The 17,366-nt window shown below is 62.9% G+C and carries 14 protein-coding genes; 3 read left to right on the top strand and 11 right to left on the bottom strand.

Annotation, left to right across the window (positions count from 1 at the left end):
• Positions 1 to 90: 90 nt before the first annotated feature.
• Positions 91 to 4,152: a DNA polymerase domain-containing protein gene (locus EP007_RS17935; protein ID WP_128477625.1), complete on the bottom strand. Its 4,062-nt coding sequence runs from the start codon at positions 4,150 to 4,152 to the stop codon at positions 91 to 93.
• 591 nt (positions 4,153 to 4,743) lie between these two features.
• On the opposite strand from EP007_RS17935, the gene EP007_RS10570 reads away from it, so the two are divergent.
• The 3 genes from EP007_RS10570 to EP007_RS10560 all read left to right on the top strand — a co-directional run bounded on the left by EP007_RS10570 (position 4,744) and on the right by EP007_RS10560 (position 5,959).
• The gene (locus EP007_RS10570) at positions 4,744 to 4,929 is read left to right on the top strand and encodes a DUF7331 family protein (protein ID WP_128477624.1); all 186 of its coding nucleotides are present in this window, start codon (positions 4,744 to 4,746) and stop codon (positions 4,927 to 4,929) included.
• 81 nt (positions 4,930 to 5,010) lie between these two features.
• Positions 5,011 to 5,508, top strand: coding sequence for a DUF7322 domain-containing protein (locus EP007_RS10565; RefSeq protein ID WP_128477623.1), 498 nt, complete (start codon positions 5,011 to 5,013; stop codon positions 5,506 to 5,508).
• A gap of 25 nt (positions 5,509 to 5,533) precedes the next feature.
• Positions 5,534 to 5,959 (top strand): DUF7346 family protein, encoded by a 426-nt coding sequence (locus EP007_RS10560; protein WP_128477622.1) that lies wholly within the window; start codon positions 5,534 to 5,536, stop codon positions 5,957 to 5,959.
• Positions 5,960 to 6,037: 78 nt separating this feature from the next.
• On the opposite strand, the gene rad50 is transcribed toward EP007_RS10560, so the two are convergent.
• The 10 genes from rad50 to EP007_RS10510 form a co-directional block, all read right to left on the bottom strand.
• Entirely contained in the window at positions 6,038 to 8,704 is a 2,667-nt protein-coding gene (gene rad50 / locus EP007_RS10555; protein ID WP_128477621.1) for a DNA double-strand break repair ATPase Rad50, read from the bottom strand.
• On the bottom strand, positions 8,701 to 10,161 hold the full coding sequence (gene mre11, locus EP007_RS10550; protein WP_128477620.1) for a DNA double-strand break repair protein Mre11: 1,461 nt from the start codon (positions 10,159 to 10,161) through the stop codon (positions 8,701 to 8,703). Before mre11 ends, rad50 begins: the two co-directional genes overlap by 4 nt.
• A 264-nt stretch (positions 10,162 to 10,425) precedes the next feature.
• Positions 10,426 to 10,851: a hypothetical protein gene (locus EP007_RS10545; protein WP_128477619.1), complete on the bottom strand. Its 426-nt coding sequence runs from the start codon at positions 10,849 to 10,851 to the stop codon at positions 10,426 to 10,428.
• Between the two features lie 224 nt (positions 10,852 to 11,075).
• Positions 11,076 to 12,059 carry a flap endonuclease-1 gene (gene fen, locus EP007_RS10540; RefSeq protein WP_128477618.1) on the bottom strand — a complete coding sequence of 328 codons (984 nt, stop codon included), beginning with the start codon at positions 12,057 to 12,059 and terminating at the stop codon, positions 11,076 to 11,078.
• A gap of 252 nt (positions 12,060 to 12,311) precedes the next feature.
• Positions 12,312 to 12,851, bottom strand: coding sequence for a peptide-methionine (S)-S-oxide reductase MsrA (msrA, locus tag EP007_RS10535; protein ID WP_128477617.1), 540 nt, complete (start codon positions 12,849 to 12,851; stop codon positions 12,312 to 12,314).
• A 386-nt stretch (positions 12,852 to 13,237) separates the two neighbouring features.
• Positions 13,238 to 13,894, bottom strand: coding sequence for a cytochrome c biogenesis protein CcdA (locus tag EP007_RS10530; RefSeq protein WP_128477616.1), 657 nt, complete (start codon positions 13,892 to 13,894; stop codon positions 13,238 to 13,240).
• Between the two features lie 49 nt (positions 13,895 to 13,943).
• Positions 13,944 to 14,471, bottom strand: a complete 528-nt coding sequence (locus EP007_RS10525; protein WP_128477615.1) for a TlpA family protein disulfide reductase — start codon at positions 14,469 to 14,471, stop codon at positions 13,944 to 13,946.
• On the bottom strand, positions 14,468 to 15,145 hold the full coding sequence (locus EP007_RS10520) for an SCO family protein (protein WP_128477614.1): 678 nt from the start codon (positions 15,143 to 15,145) through the stop codon (positions 14,468 to 14,470). Before EP007_RS10520 ends, EP007_RS10525 begins: the two co-directional genes overlap by 4 nt.
• 120 nt (positions 15,146 to 15,265) lie before the next feature.
• Entirely contained in the window at positions 15,266 to 16,492 is a 1,227-nt protein-coding gene (locus EP007_RS10515) for an ABC transporter substrate-binding protein (RefSeq protein ID WP_128477613.1), read from the bottom strand.
• A 170-nt stretch (positions 16,493 to 16,662) separates the two neighbouring features.
• The gene (locus EP007_RS10510; protein WP_128477612.1) at positions 16,663 to 17,319 is read right to left on the bottom strand and encodes a rubrerythrin family protein; all 657 of its coding nucleotides are present in this window, start codon (positions 17,317 to 17,319) and stop codon (positions 16,663 to 16,665) included.
• Between the last annotated feature and the right edge of the window lie 47 nt (positions 17,320 to 17,366).

The raw sequence follows: 17,366 nt of genomic DNA, 5'->3' as shown, positions 1-17,366 counted from the left end.
CCCACGTAAATGGTTTCGCGCCACGGAAAATATCTTTTCGGAATGAGAAAAGCTATCACGAGGGATGACCGGTCAGTGCGACACCCGAACTCAGACGAAACTGCCGAGTCCGGTCTGTTCCTGCCCGGATTTCACCTCGTCCCACGAGATGTCAAGCGCTTCGAGAATGCGTTCGATGGGACCCTGCAACGTCTTGTCGAGCATCTTGGGCCAATCGACCTCGAACTCCTCGGGCACCTCGTCGGAGAACTCGAAGCAGATCACGTCGGGGTCCTTCTTGAACTCCCGGTAGAGACGGTCTTCCTTCGAGTTGCCGCTCGGGTCGAACCCCCTTTCGTTCTCCATCCGCTGCCAGAAGTCCGGGTGAACGCCCTCAAGGTAGAGTCGCTTGGGCTTGCTTCCCCGCTGGAAGTTCGTCCCGAGCATGAGGTTGGCGTACTTCGCGCCGCGGACCTGCGCGGTGTCGGTGTCGTAGGCGTCGAGACGCTTGCCGATGCCGCCGGGGATGCCCACGTCGTCCAGATTCACGTTACCCGCTTGGTAGTCCTCGATAACGTCGTGGACGTACTCTTTCACGTCTTCTAAGTCCTCGCCGTGGACGATCATGTCGATGACTCGCTTCTGGACCTCCTTGGTGATGGGCGCGATGTCCGACCGCTTGTACTCGAAGCCCGTGATGTCGATATCGTCTACGTGCTTGCCCTCCTTCCAGACGATGTGTCCGGCGTAGCGCTTCTTCTTGCCCGCTTGGAAGAACCGGCGATAGAGCTTCTCGAACTCGATCTGGAAGCGGTGGTGGTCGGCGTTCAACTCCTCACGCGCGAAGTCGTCGTACGCCTCGTTGATGTGTTCCTCTATCTCGAAGGACTGCTCGATAGCTTCCTCCTTGTCGATGTCACCCCCGAGTTCGAGCATGACCGAGTCCGTATTGTGGAGGACTACCCCACCGACTGCATCGACAAAGTTCTCGTTGTCTGCGACGCTCAAGTCGTAGACGTATCCGTCGTGTTCGACTTCGGTACGTACGGGTTCTCGACCGGAGCGATAGTAATCGCAAGTGCGAATCGTATACGAGTCCTTCGAATCGCGGTACTTGAGCGAGTGATTCTGTCCGCGCTGAGTAAGCAACGTCGATAGCCCTGCGGCCAGTTCGCGGCTTACCGTCTCGAAGTCGAAATTCTGTTCCGCGTACTCCTCGGAGTACCTTGGGAACTCCCGCGAACCGTCGCCCTCCACAAGCATCTGGAGGAACACGTCCTGTTTCTCCTCGGGGAGATGGAACACGAAGGAGGGAACTCGCTTTCCACGTGAGGTCTGTCCGGCGAACTCCCTGAAGAACACCGCCGCCAGTTCGTTCATCATCTGGAGTTTCTGCGTCCCATCGTCGTACGTCACCGAACTGTCTCCACTAGCGGTGTCGTACTCGATGGTTCGTTCGCCATTCGTGTCGCTAGCGATGATATTGGCAGTCGTACCGTCGAACAGTCGGTGATAGTCCTCTCGAAGTTGGCGAAGCCATTCTCGCCTCGACTCCGCGATGCTGGCACCGAACTTGCCGGAGGCAGTTTCGACTGTCGAAGCACTGCCTTCCGGAACGTACGCACCTAGTAAGCGGAGTAGCGCCTCACCGCCCTCACCATCGAGGTCGATGTATCGCTTGACGGTAATTGTCTTGTCGAGACCGTGATGATGCTCGTGTCCGAACCAAACGCACTCGTCGTTCGCATGCACTCGCTTCGTCTTGGTCGTCGTGCCGCCGGTTCCGCGGCCGTCTTCATACTCTCGCTCGTACCCTTTCAGGACCTCGTACACGTCGATTTCCTCGACAGCCTCGACTTCCGGTACGCCGGGAACGCGTAGCGGCGCCTCAACGTCTTCCGGCGTCGCTTCGACCAGTTCGTCGCCATCTTCAACGACGTAGGAGTGGTCACGAGTCGTCACTGACTCGCCGAACTTATGCTGGAGTTTGACGACCTGCTTGTCGGTTTCGTGTCTAATCACGCCCTCGATGGATTTCCACTCGGCTTTCCCGTTCTCATTTACTGAGAGCGCGTCCCACTCCTCCAGTGCGGCATGGTCCTTTGGCGATTCGACACTGGCGACCGGACCCCCGTCGGCGGTAACGAGAATTCCGTCGTCCGGTTTCGGTGTCGCTCTCTCGAACAGTTCTTCGATAGGCCGGATACGGATGTTTCCGTTCGGATCACGGACGACAATGGGTCTATCGCCGGTTACGCTGTCGCCATACGCAACGTTATGGCCCATCTCTTTGGCCTGCTCCTGCGTGTAGTCGATGACATCTCGACCCGTCGCGGTAATCGCGGCGGCCGCTTTCTTGTCGTAGAGGCGGAATCGATCCCAACCAGAGACGCCGTAGAGAGAATTCATAATTACCTTGACAGCTTGTTGCTGCCGGTTAAAACGCTCGTACTCGACGGTTTCGGGGTCGTGTTCGTCGCGCAGGGCCTTCTTCTCCTCGCGCTCGTCGAGGGTTTCGTCGATTATCTCCCGGATGATGCCGTCCGGTTCCTTTCGGAAGTGGGTCCCGGTCGGCGCGGTGTACGTCTCGGCCTCGAACTCCTCGCGACTCTCGTAGTCCTCGGGGTCGGCCTGTGTCTCGGGTGAGGCGTTGATAGTCGTCATCGCCATCGGGTAGAGACTCTTCAGGTCCAGCACCGTCACGTTCTCCTTGACGCCGGTAATCGGCTCGAACACCGCGCCGCCCTCGAAGTCCTCGCTCTCCTGTTTGCCCTTCGAAGGGAGCGCAAACCGCCCGTAGGCCTTGTGGAGGACGTACATGTCCACGGCGTCGCCCGGCGTCGTCGCGTCTTCGAGTTTACAGCCGACGAAGGAGGCGACTTCCTCCCAGAAGGAGACGATGTCCTGCTTGCGGTCGAGTTCCACGCAGAGTTCCACGTCCCTGACGTTGTACTCCAGCAGGCGCTCGGGGTCGTTCTCCCAGAGGTCGCCGATGTCGCCCGCGTACCGCTCTTTGCCGACGCCCAACTCGACTTCGCCCACGGCGTCGAGGCGGTAGGATTCGAGTTCCGTGCGCTGGGTGCGCTTGTAGGCGTACAGCAGGTCGAAGACGACCCGACCTTTGACCGTTGGGCCGCCCCAGTCCGAGCGCCAGACCTCGTTCACGCGCGAGAGGCGGTCGGAGTCGAGGTCGTACTCGTGGGGACCGTTCAGTTCGTCCAGTCGGTCGATGAGGTAGGGAACGTCGAAATCGTCGGCGTTCCAGCCGCTGATGATGTCTCCGTCCGTCTCGTCCAGATAGTCGAGATACGCCGCCAGCATCGCGCGCTCGTCGTCGAACGAGCGCACGTCGAGGTCAATCTCCTCGATGGGTTCGTAGTCGGGGAGCGCCGCGGGGGCCTCAGCGTCGCCGTCGGGCGCGTCGGCCAGCCACGCGATGTACTCCTCGTCGTAGGAGTCGAAGGTCGTCAGACAGATAATCGGCTCTTCGCCCTCCTCGGGGAAGCCCGAGCGGTCGTCCACCTCGATGTCGAAGTAGTGGACGCGCGGGTCGGCCTCGACCTCGACGGCTTCGAGCGTGTCCAACTGGTCGTGGAAGTGCAAGTCGCCGTCCTCGTCGCGGCGCTCGGGGAGGCGGATGCCGCTCTGGATGTCCTTGTCGATGAGAAACCGGTTGGGAAAGAGGATGTCGGCCTCGTAGTGGTCGAACTCGTCGCGGACGTTCCCAACGTCGCGGGGCGTCCGGCCGATTATCTTGGTGAGTTTCTCGCCGCGGATGCTCTCGAAGGAGTCGCCGTTCTCGTCGGTCTCGCGGCTATCCACGAGGCTGTCGTACTGCTCTTCGGGCGGCGCATCCAGCGAGTCCGTCGGGGCGTAAAAGTACGGCTCGAACCCGTGGACCAGCACATGTTCGAGGTCGTTGTCCCGCGTCCGTCCGAAGACGTGGACGATGGGCTTTTCGTCGTCTCCCGACCCCTCGATGGTGTAATCGACCTGTATAACGGAGAGTTCGACCGTCCCGTCGGCGTCGGGAAGCCAGTCGTCGGCATCGACGACCGAGTCGGTGCGCGGAGTGTCGCTTCCGGCGACCGCACGGGCCTCTGCCTCCACGTCGCGGTCGTCGCCGCCACCGTCGGAAAAGTCTGCAAGTGTCGTAGACCCCGAATCGCTCATATACCCCGATTTGGCCCTTTCAAGTAAAAACTCTCCCTTTTTGTGGACTCCCATGTATAGAATGTGTTTCACATCATGGTCATACTAGACAGAAGTAGAAACATTCTTTTTGGAGAAAATTGTTGTCATATTATGGTAATAAACAGAGAACACAGACCTATATTAATTCTTAAAGAAAATAAAAAATATGCGTTTGTGATTATCTTTTCATTATTAATATTCCAAATCTTTATCTCTTCAGGGCGGATTTTCGCGCTGTCAAATATCGTTGAACAAATCCGACACACGCTGCAATTCCTATTCTTTGGAACCATATTCGTTCTATCTCTAGAAACAATGTTTCAATATGCTATATTCTTCAAATATATTCTATAGAATAAAATATATAGGGAATAAAGGGGCGGTGATTTTTCATGCGAGATGGGAGATATTGAGAGGGCAGTCAACAATAGGCGAAAATATCTGGGACATTCATGAAAAATTACTTGGGAGAAATCTCATTACTGCGACTCTTAGGAGTTGGCTATTTATCCATGTTAAAGGGAAAGCTATATAATGTGTTAACGCTTACCACGGTATGAGGTGACGCCAATGTCCGACTACGCCAACCCCGGCGACGAACTGGACCGTGCGGAAGCGGCGCTTCCCGAACCCTCGGAGACGGAAGCACCCATCGAAGCCTACGAGACGGAGGACGGCGTCGTATTCTATGACGCGGAAAATCCGTTGGCGTGGTTGAAGGCGGGCCGACCGCTGACACTCAAAGAACAGATCTGACGGTCCCGGACCTCCCGACCTGCGACTACCCACCCGACGAGGGCGAAGCGTTTTTGCTCGCTCCCTTTCGACTGTCGAACAGTGGCTCCCGACGACTCGAAGCCGAACGACCGCGACGACCCGGTAGCGGACTTGCTCCCCGAGGACCCCACGGAGGCCGAGACCGACCTGATTCCCGACGACCCCTCGGAGAATCTCGCTCCGGACCCGCCACAGGTCCCCGACACGTCTCAGAACGACGCCGACCCGGAACTCAAACAGCAGTTCTGGTCGCTGGTTCTTCTCTTCAACGTCGCGCTGTTCGGCATGAGTCTCGGCCTGATGCTCGTCGGCTTCGAGGGACGCTGGCAGGTCGGCGGTGCGCTGGTTGCCGTCGGTGCGTTCGCGTTCCTCCGCGGGTGGCGTCGCTATCGGATCGTCCAGCGCGAGATAGAGAGCGACGACGAGGACAATGGAGAGGCCGACGACAGCGACGCTGACAGCGAGGACGATGGGGTGACCGACGGCGAGACTAACCCCGCGACCGACGACGGGAAAACCGACGCCGAGTCCGCCGACTCGGAACTTCAGAAGGACTAACGGCGCGCCGCGCCTACGACCGTCCATGCGAACTGTCCGGGACGAGTCCGGCGACCTGTTCTTGTTACTCACCGAGTCGAGCGACGCCTGCAAAGTTCGGGACCCCGAGACAGGGGAGGAGACGTATCGCGGCTGCGACGAACTCGAACGTGTCTCCGGGGAGTCGCCGCTGGCGACGGCGGCCCGCGCAGTTCCGGAGTCGGCCCGAGCGGTCCTGACCGCGACGCCCGACGAGCGCGCGCTCGGCCTGTTGATCGACCTCCGCGAGCGCGGTCCTCACTCGGTCCGCCACCTGCTCTCGGCGACCGACCTCTGCGAGAGCGACCTGCTCGGTCTGCTCACGGAGTTTCGCGCGGGCGGTCTGGTCGAGGAAACCGACGTGATGGGCGAACGTGGCTACGCGACGACCGACCGAGCGAACGAGGGGCTGGCGCTGCTGACCGACGAGTAGGGACTGTCGGCGAACTCCGAGACCTGCGTCCCCGACTCCTTCGAGAGCGTGAGGGTCTCCCTGTTCTGCTCGTCTTCGTCAGTCGGCCGCTTCCAGTGCGCGCTCCCGGCGCTCGACCGTCGAGCGGTTCGACACCGAGTCCTTCTCGACCCACACCACGTCGTCGGCCGCCGCGACGAGTTCGTCGTCGTGGCTCACGACGACGATCTGCTCGACGCCGAGTTGCCGCATCGACTCGATGAGTTCGGCGAGTTGCGAGACGTGCCCCGAGTCGAGGAAGACCGTCGGTTCGTCCAGAATCAGCGGCGGCATCGGCGCGGTCCCTTCGATACCCTCCGAGAGCAACCGATAGATGGCACACCGCAGGCTCAGGTTGAACAGCGCGCGCTCGCCGCCCGAGAGCTGTTCGGGGTCCAGCGACTCGCCGTCCTTCTGGTAGACCGTCAACTCGTACTCGCCGTCGAGTTCGATGCGCGCGTACGAGTCGTTCTGGTAGACGAGGTCGAATACCTCGTTCAGCATCTCCTCTAACTGCTCGACGTTGCGCTGGCGGAGTTCCGACCGGAGGTCGCCGTACATCTCCTGCAACTCGGCGGCCTCGTCGCGCAGTTCCGCAAGCGACTCGACGCGCTCGGCGAGGTCGTCGCGTCGGTCACGCAGGCGTTCGAGTTCCTCGATTTCGCCCTCAACGCCGCCGATGGCGCTCTGGAGGTCGTCGCGCTTTTCTCGGAGTTCGTCCAACTTCACCGCGACGTTCTCCAGATACTCCTCAGCCTCCGCTTTGTCCTCGCGGGCGGTCTCGACTTTCCGCTCGTCGTAGCTCTCCCGGAGGTCGTTGCGGCGCTCGCGCTTGTCGGCGAGTCGGTCCCGGCGCAGGTCGTTTTGCTCTTCGAGGTTCGCGCGCTTCTCGCGGTGGCGCTCGACCTCGTTTTCGGCGTCCGCGATGTCCTCGCGGACCGACCGAATCTCGTCTAGTCGCTCCCGCTTGGCGTCGATTTTCTCGCGCTCGGTCTCCAACTCCTCGACGCGGGCCGCCCGGTCGTCTGCCTTCTCCTGGAGTTGTTCGGCGTCCGCGCGCTTGTCCTCGGCGTCGGCCTCGTGTTCGTCGGCCGCCTCGCGTAACTCGGCGGCCTCCTCGCGCTTCTCGGCGACCGACGCTTCCCTGTTCTCGACCAACTGCTCGACGTTCCGGCGGTTTTCCCGCGTGTTCTCGACGGTCTGCTCGGCCTCGCGGAGTCGTTTCGCTTCTTCTACACTTTCCTCCGTCTGCTCGCGCTCTTCCCGAACTCCGGCGAGTTCGGCGTCGAGTTCGTCGGCGCGCTCGCGGTCCTCGGCCAGCGAATCGACGTGGGGCGAGTCCTCGACAGGTTGGCCACACTCGGGACATTTCCCTTCGTCGAGCAGTCCTTCGGCCTCCTCGATGCTGTCGCGCAAACTGGTCAGTTCGGCGGTGAGGTCCTGTTCGCGCTCCCGGAGGTCGGTCAGTTCCTCGCGGCGGGTTTCGAGGTACGACTCGGCCTCGCCGAACTCGACGGGCGCGTCCTCGAACGTCTCCTTCTCGGTCTCGATTTTCTCGCCGAGCGTTTCCAGTTTCTCGCGGTACGAGTCGAGGTCCGCCTCGGCCTCCTCGGCCTCGGCGTCGAGTTCGTCGGCGCGCTCGCGCTTCTCGCTTGCGCGCGACGCCAGTTCCGCGGCCTTCTCGGCGAGGTTTCCGGATTGCGTGTCGAACATCTGGGCTTGGGTCTCCGCGTCGGTGAGTTCCGACTGCAACGCCTCGTCCTCGGCGTCGAGTTCGTCCAGTCGCGCCTCGATGGTCTCCTCGTCGGCCGAATCGAGGTCGGTCTCGGCCAGCAGGTCCGCGGTTTGCGATTCGAGGTCGTCGATTCGCTCGCGGAGTTCGCTGACGCGCTCGCCGTGTTCGGTCCGCTCGCGCTCGGTTTGGCCGATTTCGGACTCCAACTCCCCGATGTCCGCTTCCAACGACTCCAACTCCTCGCGCTTCTCCTCGTAGGTCTCCAGCACTTCGACGGCCTGCTCGCGGGTCTCGCGGGCCGTCTCCTCGTTGTCCTCGAAGCGCTCGATTTCGCTCTCGGTCTCTTTGAGCGCGGATTTGCGGTCGTTCAGGCGTTCGTGGAGGTTCTTGTCCTCCTTCTGTTCGATTTGATTCTCTAACTCCGAGAGACTGCCGCGCTTGTCGTCCAGCACTGACGTGACTCCGCGACGGGCCTTGCTGGCGCGCTCGCGGTACTCCTCCAACTTTCCGAGTTGGAGCAGGTCGTCTATCATGTCTTGGCGCTGGCCCGGCGAGGCGTTGATGAGTTTGTTGACCTCGCCCTGCCGGACGTACGCGCAGTTGACGAACGCCTCCGAATCCATCCGGAAGAGGTTCGTCACTTCCCGGCGCACGTCGCGGGCACCCTCAACGGTGTCGTCGGGCGTTTCGAGAACGCATTCGGCGGTCGTCGCGCGCTCGCCGGTCGCCCGAATCCGCCGCCGGACGTGGAAGTCGCCGCCGTCGTGGGTAAACCAGAGTTCGATGATGGCCTCTTCTTCACCGATTGTCACCACGTCGTCCAGCGTCCTGTCGAGGGCCTTCGCGCCGTAGAGCGCGAAGAAGCAGGCCTCCAGCAACGAGGACTTGCCGCTCCCGTTCAGGCCGTGGATGACGGTGACGCCGGGGTCGAGTTCGAGGTCGGCGTCGGCGTAGCACTTGAAGTTCCGCAGGCGCACGCGGTTGAACTTCATAGGTACTCCTCCAGCGTTCCCTCCGCCGCGTCCGCGGCGTCGGTCTCCGCCGTAGAATCGTCATCCGGCGGTTCTGGGGCTTCTTTGGCTTCTGCGGTTCCTTCAACTCTCTCCGCAGATTCGGCTTCCGCCGCGGCCTCCGCGACCGCTTCCACGGCTTCGGGGTCGTTCGGGTCGGGCGCTCTCTCGTCGCTTTCGTCGTCGGTCTGGTCGGTCTCGATTTTGTCACCGTCGCTTTCGGCGGCCTCGTCCACATCGCCCGCGGAGTCGTCGCTTTCCTCGCTTTCCTCGCTTTCCTCGCTTTCCTCGCCTTCCTCGCCCGAGGAGTCCGTTCCGGGCGCAGACTCGAAGGCGTCGAGGTCGCCCTCGGCGACCAGTTCGCTCACGCGATTCCGGACCGACTCCCGGATGTTCGAGTCGGCGACCTTGCTCGTGCGAACGGTCTCGTCGATGCTGCGGGCGGCCTCGCTCAGGCCGAGGTCGCGGACGCGCTCGCGCACGGCGTCGTCGGGGTCCGCGAACGACACGTCGAGGTCGCCCTCCTCCTCGTCTCGCTCACGGCGGTCCTTGACGCGAGCGACCAGCGCGCCAGCATCGAGCGCGAACTCCTCGACGCGGGCGGGCGTGACCGTCTCGCCCTCGCCGTCGATTTCCACGATGACGACCGCGTCTTCGAGGTCGCGCTCCCGGAGTTTCTCGCGGACGCGCTCGATGCCCTCGTCCTCGGCGAGGATCGCCTCGACGAACTCGAAGTCGCGCGTCGCGTCGAGACCCCGCCGGGCGATGGTGGTCTCGCCGTCGAAGGTCACGATGTTGTAGCCCCGGTCCTCGCGCTCGCTGGCGCTACAGCGCTCGGTCGAGCCACAGTAGGTGACCCACGTCTCGGCGACCTCCACCTTGTCGGGCTTGTGGTTGTCGCCGAGCAACATCGCATCGAAATCGACGTTCGCTTCGGTCAGCACCTCCTCGGCGTCCCAGTCACCGAGGTCGAAGGGCTGAAACAGACCGTGGCTCACCAGCGCGGCGTGTGATTGGTCGTGGTCGCCGAACTGGTAGTCGAGGTCGTCGCGCTTGGACTGGGGAACGTGGTCGAGACCGTAGAATGCGGTCTCGCCGACGATTTGGGGGTCGTCGCCGAGTCGTGTGGCCAACCCCAGCATCTCGAAGAGGTCGAGCCACTGGCGGCCCCGCGTCCCCTCGTGGTTGCCGACGACGGCGAGAAACGGGATGTCGGCCTCGCGGAGGCGACGCAGGACCGAGATGGTTCCGTGGAGCGCGTTCAGGTCCGGGCGACGGTCGTGAAACAGGTCGCCAGCGTGGACCACGGCATCTACGTTCTCCTCGATGGCGTCCGTTACGACCTGCTCGAAGGCCCGGAGGAAGTCCTCCCGGCGCTCGGGGGAGTGGTACTGCTGGTACCCGAGATGGGTGTCCCCCGTGTGTATCACCCGTGTCATTGGGTCGTGGTTTGGGTCCGGGGGCTAAAGGCGTTGTGCGACAGTGTAGCGCTCTCCGCCGTCGGTTTCTGTCGGGACTGCTCGGCGTCGGTCATACCCCCGGTTGGTTCGCTCTGCGGTATAAACGTTGTCCGGGAAGGAGTGGATTTTCGGTCTCCGTGGGACTCTCATCTCTTTTTCACGACTGGGTGCGCGTGTGCGCGACCCGCCAGTGGCCGCGCCAATCTGCCCGAGGTCGCCGCACGAGTCAACAGAAATCGGGAACTATGCGGATTCCGGAGGACGATAGGCCCATCGAGTCAGCGCTGCGACAGCGTCACTCCGCTGTTCGTAGAGGTCCGACCGAAACGGATCCTTCTCGGAACTGGAGGACCATTCCGCCCGGAACGCATCACCCTCTTTCCGGAGTTCTACGACGAACGTCTCCGTCTCTCGCTCCCACTCGTATACGATTTCGTCCTCAGCGTCCGTACGACGGGTGTACTGTGAAACAGTTGAACTACCAATCTTCGGAAGGTTCAGCTCGTCCAGCACAGCTAACTGAAAGCTAGAATAAATGTGTCCCGCAGCCGGTTCGAGTTCCCGCAGTGCTTTTTCGAGACCGGCAGCAGTCGTTACTCCGTCTCGTACCAACGCATCCGCCGCGTACTCTCCGATTCCGTGGATTCGGAGCAGGTCAGATTTTGTCATCAACGAAAACAGTCCCTCTACTTACATAGGTCTGTGGACAGCAGAATATCGGTTGGAATCCACAACTATCGGCCAACTCTCACTCTCTCTCTCTTTCTGGGCTACTCAGTAACTATCCTACACTTAGAGCGATTTCACGCGTTTAAGTTTCTTGCCGGAGTCCGTCGAGAGTGTATCGGGACCCTCGAAACAATCACGGATTGGTACGCGGTAGAATCACACCGTTACGTCCAGTTGTCCAGCCCCGTCTGTACGACGGACTCCTCGATGCGCTCGAAACCGCGTTCCACTTCGTCTTCAGCGACTTCCCACTCCTCGACGACGTACTCTCGCGCTGCCTCCAAGTCGGGGTCCATCTCGGCGTCGAACTCGTAGTCGTCCGAGACGGTCGGGTTCAAGAACAGGTCCCGAATCACGTCCACGTCCTTCTCGATGCTCGCGCCGCGGGCCTCCAAGACGCCCCAGATGTCGCCGTACTCCCTGACCTCCTTCAGGGCTGTCTTCGGCCCGACGCCCGACACTCCTTCGTTGAAGTCCGTGCCACAGAGGATGCCGATATCCACCAGTTGCTCCCACGTCACATCGTGTTCGTCGAGGGTCGCCTCGAAGTCCATCAGTTCGGGGTCGCCCTTGCTGGTCAGTTGGCGGAGCGTGAGGGGCGCGCCCAACAGGAGCGCGTCGTAGTCCTCAGTCCCGCAGTAATCGACCGCGCCCGTGCGGGCCATGTGCGCGGCTTGGGACTCCCCCTCCGCGGGTGCCTCGATGTAGGGCACGTCGAGGTGGTCGAACAGTTCGCGGGTGGTCCGCTGGATGGTGTTGGTCAGGCGCTGGGTGTGGGCGTCGAGGCGAGCGATTTCGACCGCGTCGCCCCTCTCGCGGGCTTCTTCGAGTTTTTCCTCGCGCTTGGCGCGCTCCTCGCGGCGCTGTTCGATTTCCGCGGACTTGTGGTCGGTGACCGCACCGTCGAAGACGAACACCGGCGTGAGGTCGTTCTCGAAGAACTTCGGCAGGCCCTGCACGACGCCGATGAGGTTGGCGACCTCCGTGCCGTCGTCGGTCGTGTAGATTTCGTCCCGCGTCCACTTCACCGTCGTCGTGAGGTACTTGTAGAGCCAGTTGTGGGCGTCAACCGCGACGACGCTCCCCTCCAACTCGTCGAAGGGGACTTCCGAGAGAACCGCCAGTTGGCGCAGGTCCGTGTTTCCCATCGTTGGTCGAGGTAGGGAACGCGAGGGTTTGAAAGCTACTGCTCAGTCCCGCCCGAGAGTTCCGGTGGCTTCACCATCCGCCCGACGCAGTCGTCCGGTTCCTCGCAATGGCACGTATCGCCACCTCACCTCGTCGTATGGCCGTCCGGCGACGACTCGGACCCCGTCGTCGCTTCGAGAGTCCTTACGGTCGTCTCCCCGCCACCGTTCGCGTCCCGAACGCGGAAACCGAGGTGGCTACCGATACGGACCCTACTGCGTCGCCTTCTCGCCGAACTTCTCGCGGACCTTCTGGACCTTCGGTTCGGCCTGAATCGAACAGTACTGGTCGTTCGGGTTTTTCTCGTAGTAGTCCTGATGGTGCTCCTCGGCCTCGTAGAACGTGTCGAGGAGTTCGATTTCGGTAACGATGTCGTCCTCGTCGTAGGCACCTTCGGCCTCCAACTCCTCGACGAAGCGCTCGACGGTCGCGCGCTGGTCGTCGTCGTGGGCGAAGACCGCCGACCGATACTGGGTGCCCACGTCCGGTCCCTGCCGGTTGAGTTGGGTGGGGTCGTGGACCGTGAAAAACACCTTCAGCACGTCCTCGAAGCTCAACACGTCGGGGTCGTACTCGATCTGCACGACCTCCGCGTGTCCGGTGTCGCCCGAGCAGACTTCCTCGTAGGTCGGGTCCTCGACGTGGCCGCCCGCGTAGCCGGACGTGACTTCCTCGACGCCGTCGAGTTCCTTGAACGCCGCCTCGGTACACCAGAAACAGCCACCGGCGAGGGTGGCGCTGTTCGTCGTCATGGACTGTAGATAGGGCGTCCAGACGGTTAGGTTTGCGGGAAGCGGCTAGGTGATGTAGTCAACAGGTAGCAAGCTGACTCGGTCGAAAACTCCTCGAAAGCCCCCGTCCGCTCGCCGCCGGAAGACGGTCCTGCTCGGCCTTCGGCCTGCGCGGGCTGCGACTTCCGAGGTCTCGTTCGCTTCGCTCACGAGACGGTCGCTCAGCGACATATCTGCGCCTCTCCGCACCGCCCGGCGCAGATAGAGGTCGCTGAGGCGACTGAACTGAACACGAGCGGACGGCCCCTTTCAGTCCACCCAAACAGTTGTCCGTGGCGTCGAGCGTCCGCCGGGTGATTGGTCCACCGAGCGCGAGCCTCGACCGCAACCGCTTCTACTCGCCCGCCTCACAGCACGTCCAGCACGACGACCGAGAGGTACAGTTGCCCGAGACCCGCAAGAATCATCACGACCGCGGCCGCGCGCTCCAGCGACCCGGCGTAGCGTCCGAGGTCACGCCACGTCTCGACGCCCGCGCTCGCCAGCAGGGTAACGCCCACGAGCGGGGCCGCGACGCCGCCCGCGTAGACGCCGACGACGGCGACGCCGCGGGCGGGCGAGAACGCGAGGGCTTGGGTCACGACGCCGAGGAACAGCGGCGCGACGCATCCCGCGGCCGCGACGGCGTACACCGCGCCGAAGACGCCGAAGCCCAGAACCGACCGCGGGCGCTCGGGGAGCGCGACCCGGAGGTCGGGCACGCGACCCGCCAGCGTCAGCGCGCCGAACGCAACCAGTCCCGCGCCGACCAGCGGTTCGAAGAGCGGGAGCGCCGAGGTGAGAGTCCGACCGAGCGCGAACGCGAGGGCGGCGATTGCGCCGAGCGCGACCAGCGCGCCCCCGGCGGCCGCCCCCGCGGAGGGGACGCCAGAGGTGTCGTCGCTGCGCTCGACGTAGTAGCCCACGTACCCCGGCAACAGCGGGAACGCGCAGGGAGCGAAGAACGTCGTCACGCCGGTGCTAGCTGCGAACGCGAGCGCACCAGCGAACTCCGCGCTCGTCACGGGTCGGCCTCCGCGCTCGGTCCGGCGCTCGTCATCCGGCGTTCCACGGTCATTGCTCTCGGAGCGCGCGGTCGATTTCGGTCCGGAGCGTCGCCGCGTCGGTGAGACCGCCCTCCTGCCAGCGGACCTCGCCCGCGGCGTCGAAGACGGCGACGTGAGGGATAGACCCCGCGCCGAGCGCGGACATGAGGTCGCTGGCCGGGTCGAGACCGAGCGTCCACTCGCCGTCGTTGTCGCGCCACCAGTCCCGAACGTCGCCTCGCGTGAGCGACCCGCCCATGCGCTCGTTCGTGACCGAGACCATCGACACCTCGTCGCCGTACTCCTCGCGGACCGTGCCGAGCGCGTGCATCTGCTCTTCGCAGGGCGCACACCACGTCGCAAACAGGTCCACGACTGTCACGGTTCCGTCGGCGGGAACGCGGGCGTTCCCCGCCGACGACCCCGGCGCGTCCATCGTCTCGACGCGAATGGGGAGACCGTCTCCGGTCTCGCCCACGCCGTTTTGGAGGACCCACGCGCTCGCGCCGGTGAGACCGAATCCCCCGAGCGCGAGCAGGGCGCGGCGTCGATTCATGTTCGAATGTCTTCGAGGTCCGAGATTATCTGGTCGGCGTCGGGCGATTTCGACCGATAGGCGCGCTCGACGTAGCCGTCGGCGTTGACGAGAAACGTGAGCGCGCTGTGAGCGAACATGTACATGTCCATGTCTTCGGGTTCGGTCCGGTCGAAGCGGACGCCGAACTGCTCTTGGACGACCGCCTTCGCGCGATCTTTCGATTCGGGCCGAAGGAAGTGCCAGTTTCCGGCGTCGGTGTCCACGTTCATCTCGTCGGCGTAGGCCCGGAAACGGTCGGCGTCGTCGCGGGCCGGGTCGAACGTCGTCGGGAAGAACGCCACCTCGTCGGCGTAGCCCTCGTTCAGCGAGTGAGTCTGTATGTTCCGCATGGCAGAGATGAGGACCGGACACACGGTGTTACAGTGACTGTAAAAGAAGGTCACAAGGCTCGCTTTGTCGATGCTCCGAAGGCTGACCGTCCGGTCCTCCAGCGGGACCGGAACCGAGACATCCGGCACCTTCTGGCCCCACGCCGGATAGGGCAGGTCCTCGCTACTGGCATCGACTTCGCGGTCCGGTTCGCCCAGCGTCACGTTCGGGTTTCCGTCGCCGTCGAGCAAGCCCGTACATCCCGCAACACTTCCCGCGAGTCCGACCGCGGTTGCAGTCCGAAGATAGTCGCGCCGGTTCATGCTCGGTCCTTACCACCCCCCGGCTAAAGGTAATCTGGTACGACTGTCGAAAACCGCTGTGTGGGTCGTGACCAGTGGTCAGTCTCGGCCCGAAAGATATACTCGCCGTCGCGCCCCTCGTTAGAACGCTCCGCTCACGATGTTGGCGACGCGCTGGCGGTCGAACAACTGCTCCCCTTCGGGAATCTCTGGATACGGACCCTCGGCGTAGGTCGGCCAGTCACCGAACTGCTCGGGATAGAGTTGCTTCGCCGTCATCTCCAACTGGAACAGGTTCAGAATCGGTCCCTGATAGCGGGCACCCTGCGCGTAGATGCGGTCGTTTTCGACGGCATCGATCTGCTTGGTTACCTCGTCGTCTCGGAGTCCGTTTCGAATCGCCCCGATGTCGGTCCCCGGATGCATCCCGCCGAGTGCGAGAATCACCTTCGGATTCGCTTCCAGCAGGGCCTCCGTATCGACGGTATCGCCGGACGCGACAGTCGGGCTGAAGGCGCTATTCGGTTCCAGCGGACGGGTATGTGCGGTCAGGAAGCCGGGGTCGTCGAGGCGGTAGGCGTAGATGCTCGACAGATCGCTGGCTCCGATCATCACGGCCGTCGGACGCTCGGACTCAGGGGGGAGATTCGACGCAATCGTGTTCAGGAGGTTGCTCCGCACCTCGGCGAGCGCCCGATATCGGTCCTCTTCCTGAAAGACTTGCGCGACCTTCTCGAACATCTCCCAGAGACCGTAGTATTCGTATCGGTCCGCCCATTCGGAGGGAGGCTCGGCGTGCGTGTCGCTGAACTGGTTCCCGAACCACGGCGAGACGTTGTTTCGTATCTCTTCGAGGTCCGTCATGCTCCAGCCTTGGAGTGCGAACACACTGGCCGGGTCCGCGAGGTGGACATCACTGTCCAGTTCGTAGAGTTTCTCTTTGCTCGGCTCCCACGAGGAGTACAGGCCCGTCCAATCGAGCGTGACGCCGTCGAGTCGCGGCGTGAACTGGTTCCAGAGCGCGTCGTAGTAATCCGGGGCGTGCATCGCGTTCACGTCGTCACCGCGCCCGAGCGCGAACGCCATCCCCGCGAGATGCGTCAGTCGCGTGAAAATCCTCTCCGGCGGCGACTCGAACTCGACGGTCCCCATCGGGGCCATGCCGACCGTGTACGATTCGTCGGCCGTGGTCGTATTCGTCGGCGTATCGGTCTCCGTTTCGCTTGCGGTGGTGCTGTCGGTCGGGGTGGTGCTGCCGTTGTCTCCACCGACACAGCCTGCGAGGAGACCGCCGCCGAGAAGCGCGCCGCCGTACTTCACGTAATCTCGTCGCGTCGGTGCCTCGTGCCCGCCGTCATCGTCTTCCATATGATTTAGGCCCGCCTAAACATAGATAACGACTTCGATTCTTAGGCGAACCTAAATTCTGCGTATCAGTTTGGCGCGCCACAGCGCGGACACGTCGGTATGCCGTTCTCGGAAAGCGCGATTTCGAGACCGAAGATGGGAACGAAACGAGAATACGACGGCAGGCGCGCTCAGCAAATCGGTTTCGGGTCGAGTCCCATCCCCTCCAACGTCTCGGCGTACTCGTCGTAGGCGATTTGCACGGTTCGCTCGGCGACTTCCATCGCGCGCTCCCAGTCGTCGCCGTCACAGCGGTCGGCAAGCAGGTCAGCACCGGTCGAGACGCCCGCCTGCGTGTCCGAGCGCAGGTCGCGGAAGAGGTCGGCCCGGCGCTCGTCGGCCTCGTTGACGAAGAAGTTCACGACCTGCAACTGCGTGCGGTCGCTGGCGAGCGACCGCCCAACCAGACCTGCCGCCCACTCGACGGCGGTGTCGAGGTCGCGGAGGTACTCGTGCATCGAGTCGATTTCGCCAGCGACTTCGAACTCTGCGTCGAGTTCGGCCGCTACGCGGTCGTAGTGGTCGCGCTCCTGTTCGGCAAGCGCGGCGAAGGTTTCGGCGGCGTCGGTCGCTCCGTCGCCCTCTTTCTCCCCGTCCACCGTCGCGGACTCGGCCCACTCGCTGAAGGTTTCGCTGGCGGTGTGCTCGCTCCGGGCGGCGGCCCGTAGGACCTGTTCGGTGTCGAGGTCGGCGTCGGTGAGCGCGACGAGCGCCTGCTGGGAACCGAGGCGGTCGAGTTCGGTCGCCTTGGCGGTGCGAATCGCGTCCGGAAACGTGTCGGCGTCCATGTCCCTCCGTTGGGTGTCGGCGCGCTTGAAAGTTTGCGAGAGTCGGG

This window comes from Halorussus pelagicus, from assembly GCF_004087835.1.
GTDB lineage: Archaea > Halobacteriota > Halobacteria > Halobacteriales > Haladaptataceae > Halorussus > Halorussus pelagicus.
This window is presented reverse-complemented; position numbering and strand designations above follow the sequence as displayed.

What these genes read in the sequence shown, in the direction of transcription:
- mre11 (WP_128477620.1), bottom strand. Translation starts at nt 10,161, where the DNA reads ATGACACGGGTGATACACACGGGGGACACCCATCTCGGGTACCAGCAG.
- EP007_RS10570 (WP_128477624.1), top strand. Translation starts at nt 4,744, where the DNA reads ATGTCCGACTACGCCAACCCCGGCGACGAACTGGACCGTGCGGAAGCG.
- EP007_RS10520 (WP_128477614.1), bottom strand. Translation starts at nt 15,145, where the DNA reads ATGAACCGGCGCGACTATCTTCGGACTGCAACCGCGGTCGGACTCGCG.
- msrA (WP_128477617.1), bottom strand. Translation starts at nt 12,851, where the DNA reads ATGACGACGAACAGCGCCACCCTCGCCGGTGGCTGTTTCTGGTGTACC.
- EP007_RS10515 (WP_128477613.1), bottom strand. Translation starts at nt 16,492, where the DNA reads ATGGAAGACGATGACGGCGGGCACGAGGCACCGACGCGACGAGATTAC.
- EP007_RS10560 (WP_128477622.1), top strand. Translation starts at nt 5,534, where the DNA reads ATGCGAACTGTCCGGGACGAGTCCGGCGACCTGTTCTTGTTACTCACC.
- rad50 (WP_128477621.1), bottom strand. Translation starts at nt 8,704, where the DNA reads ATGAAGTTCAACCGCGTGCGCCTGCGGAACTTCAAGTGCTACGCCGAC.
- EP007_RS10545 (WP_128477619.1), bottom strand. Translation starts at nt 10,851, where the DNA reads ATGACAAAATCTGACCTGCTCCGAATCCACGGAATCGGAGAGTACGCG.
- EP007_RS17935 (WP_128477625.1), bottom strand. Translation starts at nt 4,152, where the DNA reads ATGAGCGATTCGGGGTCTACGACACTTGCAGACTTTTCCGACGGTGGC.
- EP007_RS10525 (WP_128477615.1), bottom strand. Translation starts at nt 14,471, where the DNA reads ATGAATCGACGCCGCGCCCTGCTCGCGCTCGGGGGATTCGGTCTCACC.
- EP007_RS10510 (WP_128477612.1), bottom strand. Translation starts at nt 17,319, where the DNA reads ATGGACGCCGACACGTTTCCGGACGCGATTCGCACCGCCAAGGCGACC.
- fen (WP_128477618.1), bottom strand. Translation starts at nt 12,059, where the DNA reads ATGGGAAACACGGACCTGCGCCAACTGGCGGTTCTCTCGGAAGTCCCC.